Here is a 4027-nt window from a genome sequence, read left to right as displayed (position 1 = left end):
TTCTGCGATCAATTGCGCATCGACTTCCGGCTTGCGCACTTCCTCGATCGCAACATCAACAGATTGAAGGCCCATTCGCTTGCGCAATTCGGCGCGCAATGCTTCGATGTCTTCGCCCTTCTTGCCGATCACCACGCCCGGACGGGCGGTGTGGATCGTGATACGGGCGTTGTTTGCCGGACGCTCGATCTGAATGCGGGACACGCCCGCCTGCTTGAGCTTGTTCTGCAGAAGCTCGCGCACCTTCAGATCGGCAATCAGAAACTCGGCGTAGTGGCCCTTGTTGGCATACCACTTGGAATTCCAATCCTTGGAAATACCGAGGCGGATGCCTGTGGGATGTACTTTATGACCCATCGTTTTCGTCCTGTATCAGTCGCCGACGACGACAGTAATGTGGCTGGTACGACGCATGATGCGTGAACCGCGACCCTTGGCTCGGGCGCGCATCCGCTTCATGGTCGGGCCCTCATCCACGAAGATGCGGGCCACCTTCAGCTCGTCGACATCGGCACCAAGATTGTTCTCGGCGTTGGCGACGGCAGACAACAGCACCTTGCGTACCAGGTGTGCGGCCTTCTTGTTGGTGAATTCGAGTAGCCCATCGGCCTTGCCCACGGGCATCCCACGGACCAGATCGGCCACAAGGCGCACTTTTTGCGCCGAGATACGGGCGCTGCGCAGGATCGCTTTGGCTTCCATCGTGCTATCCATCGTCATTTCGACTTCTTGTCGCCGGAGTGGCCCTTGAAGGTGCGCGTCACCGCGAACTCGCCGAGCTTGTGCCCGACCATGTTCTCGTTGATGAGCACCGGGACATGCTGGCGACCGTTGTGAATGGCAATGGTCAGGCCGACCATTTCCGGCAGGACCATTGAGCGACGCGACCAGGTCTTGATCGGACGCCGGTTATTGGCGGCGGAGGCAACCTCCACCTTTTTCAGCAGATGCAGGTCGACGAACGGACCCTTCTTCAAAGAACGTGGCATGATCGTTTCCCTTACTTCTTGCTTCGGCGACGCACGATGAACTGCTGCGTGCGCTTGTTGTTACGGGTCTTGTAGCCCTTGGTCGGCGTACCCCAGGGACTGACCGGATGACGACCACCCGAGGTGCGGCCTTCACCACCGCCATGCGGATGGTCGACCGGGTTCATGGCTACACCACGCACCGTCGGACGGATGCCCTTCCAGCGTTTGGCACCAGCCTTGCCGAGTTTGCGCAGGCTGTGCTCGCTGTTGCCGACCTCACCGATGGTCGCGCTGCACTCGATCGAGACGCGGCGCATTTCACCGGAACGAAGGCGCAAGGTGGCGTAGGCCGATTCGCGCGCGACCAGCTGCGCCGATGCACCGGCGCTGCGGGCAATCTGCGCGCCTTTGCCCGGCTTGAGCTCGATGCAATGCACCGTGCTGCCCATGGGGATGTTGCGCAGTGGCAGGCTGTTGCCCGGTTTGATCGGCGCGTTGCTGCCGGCAAGGATGCGGTCACCCACTTCCAGGCCTTTCGGCGCGACGATGTAGCGACGCTCTCCATCGGCATAGCACACCAGTGCAATGTGTGCGGTGCGATTCGGATCATACTCCAGACGCTCCACGCGAGCGGCGATGCCGATCTTGTTGCGCTTGAAGTCGATGATGCGATACAGCTGCTTGTGACCGCCGCCACGATGACGCGTGGTGATGCGGCCGTGATGATTGCGACCACCTGTACGCGACTGCGATTCGGTCAACGCCGCATACGGCGCGCCCTTGTGCAGTCCCGGCGTGGATACGCGCACTGTGGAGCGGCGTCCAGCTGAGGTCGGCTTGAGTTTGATCAGTGCCATCTAAATTGAACTCCTGGATCAGGCGCGCGCCGAAACGTCGATGGTTTGACCATCGGCGAGACGCACATAAGCCTTGCGCTTGCCCTGGCGCTTGCCGGTGCGGAAGCGGAACGACTTCGTCTTGCTTTTGCCGTTGACGATGTTCACCCGTTCGACGGTCACGTCGAAAAGGTCTTCCACCGCTGCCTTGACGTCTGCCTTGGTCGCTTCTGGCGCAACCACGAAGACGTACTGATTGTATCCGCCAAGCAGCGCCGATTTTTCGGAAATATGCGGGCCGCGCAGCGTATTGAGTGTGCGTTCATTGCTCATGCCAGCCACTCCTCGACTTTCTTGACCGACTCGACCGTGGCGACGACATAATCGGCTCCGACCAGGCTGACGGGATTCAGTGCAGCGGCATCAACGACATGCACATAGGGAATGTTGCGCGTCGCCAGATACAGCTCCTCGCTGGCCGTTTCCGAAACCAGCAGCACGCGGCCGCTGACGTCCAATTCGGCCAACTTGGCGATCATGGCCTTGGTCTTGGACGAATCGATGCCAAAGTCCTCGACCACCTTGAAACGTTCCTTGCGGATCAGCTCTGCAAGAATCGAACGCAGGGCACCGCGGTACATCTTGCGGTTGACCTTCTGCTCGTAACTGCGCGGCTTGGCCGCGAAGGTTACGCCACCACCAATGAAGATCGGTGCGGTCAGCGCGCCATGGCGTGCGCCACCGCCCTTCTGTCGCTTGGACTTCTTGGTGGTACCGTTCACTTCCGAGCGTGTTTTTTGCGCCTTGGTGCCCGATCGTGCAGTCGCCTGGTAAGCGACAACGACCTGGTGCACCAGGTGCTCGCGGAACTCCGTGCCGAATACGACTTCGGAGACCTCAATCGGCTTGGCGCCAGTGACATTAAGTTCCATGCCGTTCTCCTTCAACCCTTGGTCGTCGCGCGGATGATGACGCTGCCGCCGGTCGCGCCAGGCACGGCACCCTTGACGGCAATCAGATGCCGTTCGGTGTCGACCTTGACCACTTCCAGACCCTGACCAGTGCGGCGCACGGCGCCCATGTGTCCGGACATTTTCTTGCCCGGAAAAACCCGGCCCGGCGTCTGGTTCTGGCCGATCGAGCCCGGCACGCGATGCGAAAGCGAGTTGCCGTGGGTGCTGTCCTGCCCACGGAAATGATGCCGCTTGATGGTGCCGGCAAAACCCTTGCCCTTGCTGACGCCGGCAATATCGACCTTTTGGCCAGCCGTGAATATGTCGTCCACCTTGATCTCGGCGCCAACATTGTACTTGCCTGCGTCTTCCGCGGTAACACGGAATTCCCACAGACCACGGCCCGGTTCGACCTTGGCCTTGGCGTAGTGGCCCTTCACCGGCTTCGTCAGCAGTGATGCGCGACGAACGCCCGCAGTCACCTGGACAGCGGTGTAGCCATCATTGTCTTCGGTCTTCACCTGGGTCACCCGATTCGGTGTCGCTTCGATCAGCGTCACCGGAATCGACTGGCCATCTTCGGTAAAGATCCGGCTCATGCCGCATTTACGGCCAACCAGTCCGATACTCATCTTCGTATCCTGTCTCTATCGCTCAACCGAGCTTGATCTGAACATCTACGCCAGCGGCGAGATCAAGTTTCATGAGCGCGTCCACGGTCTTGTCGTTGGGGTCTACGATATCCAGCACGCGCTTGTGCGTGCGGGTCTCGTACTGATCTCGCGCATCCTTGTCGACGTGCGGAGACGTCAAGATGGTATAGCGCTCGATCTTGGTCGGCAGCGGGATCGGACCGAGTACCGTGGCGCCGGTGCGCTTGGCAGTCTCGACGATCTCGCTGGCGGAACGATCAATCAAACGATGATCGTAGGCCTTGAGCCGAATGCGAATCTTTTGGTTCGCCATTACCGTGTCCTGTGTTTATTGAAAGAACGTTTCTACAACTTGGTATGGAGCCGGCTTCTCGCCGGATCCGCTTGTTCCCGGTACCGGCAGGACGGATATACCGCCTGCCGCACCGAAGTCTTGCGTGTTACTCGAAGATCTTGGCGACCACGCCGGCGCCGACGGTGCGGCCACCCTCGCGGATCGCGAAACGCAGGCCATCGTCCATCGCGATCGGATGGATCAGCGTCACCACCATCTTCACGTTGTCACCCGGCATCACCATCTCCACGCCCTCCGGCAGCTCGCAAGCGCCGGTCAC

General features: G+C 60.2%; 8 protein-coding genes and 1 pseudogene. All 9 read right to left on the bottom strand.

All coding sequences use genetic code 11. The features are described from left to right. The coding region (gene rpsC / locus PF446_RS10195) for a 30S ribosomal protein S3 (RefSeq protein WP_298071317.1) at nt 1–357 on the bottom strand (357 nt) is incomplete at its 3' end. Between the two features lie 15 nt (nt 358–372). After that, nucleotides 373–702 (bottom strand): 50S ribosomal protein L22, encoded by a 330-nt coding sequence (gene rplV, locus PF446_RS10190; protein WP_298071316.1) that lies wholly within the window; start codon nt 700–702, stop codon nt 373–375. Between the two features lie 14 nt (nt 703–716). Further along, nucleotides 717–989, bottom strand: coding sequence for a 30S ribosomal protein S19 (gene rpsS / locus PF446_RS10185; RefSeq protein ID WP_298071315.1), 273 nt, complete (start codon nt 987–989; stop codon nt 717–719). Between the two features lie 11 nt (nt 990–1000). Then, on the bottom strand, nt 1001–1828 hold the full coding sequence (gene rplB, locus PF446_RS10180; protein ID WP_298071314.1) for a 50S ribosomal protein L2: 828 nt from the start codon (nt 1826–1828) through the stop codon (nt 1001–1003). An 18-nt stretch (nt 1829–1846) separates the two neighbouring features. Further along, nucleotides 1847–2140 carry a 50S ribosomal protein L23 gene (gene rplW, locus PF446_RS10175; protein WP_298071318.1) on the bottom strand — a complete coding sequence of 98 codons (294 nt, stop codon included), beginning with the start codon at nt 2138–2140 and terminating at the stop codon, nt 1847–1849. Further along, entirely contained in the window at nt 2137–2739 is a 603-nt protein-coding gene (rplD, locus tag PF446_RS10170) for a 50S ribosomal protein L4 (protein ID WP_298071313.1), read from the bottom strand. The genes rplW and rplD overlap by 4 nt, the downstream gene beginning before the upstream one ends. A gap of 11 nt (nt 2740–2750) precedes the next feature. Further along, nucleotides 2751–3392, bottom strand: coding sequence for a 50S ribosomal protein L3 (gene rplC / locus PF446_RS10165; protein ID WP_298071312.1), 642 nt, complete (start codon nt 3390–3392; stop codon nt 2751–2753). 22 nt (nt 3393–3414) lie between these two features. Further along, a complete protein-coding gene (gene rpsJ / locus PF446_RS10160) occupies nt 3415–3726 on the bottom strand; it encodes a 30S ribosomal protein S10 (RefSeq protein WP_007082173.1) in 312 nt (103 codons plus the stop codon). Between the two features lie 127 nt (nt 3727–3853). After that, a pseudogene (tuf, locus tag PF446_RS10155) lies at nt 3854–4027 on the bottom strand (elongation factor Tu); the annotation flags it as partial.

The organism is Oleiagrimonas sp. (genome assembly GCF_027858935.1).
Taxonomy (GTDB): domain Bacteria; phylum Pseudomonadota; class Gammaproteobacteria; order Xanthomonadales; family Rhodanobacteraceae; genus Oleiagrimonas.
The sequence above is the reverse complement of the archived record's forward strand: the minus strand, read 5'-3'. Positions and strand labels throughout refer to the sequence as shown.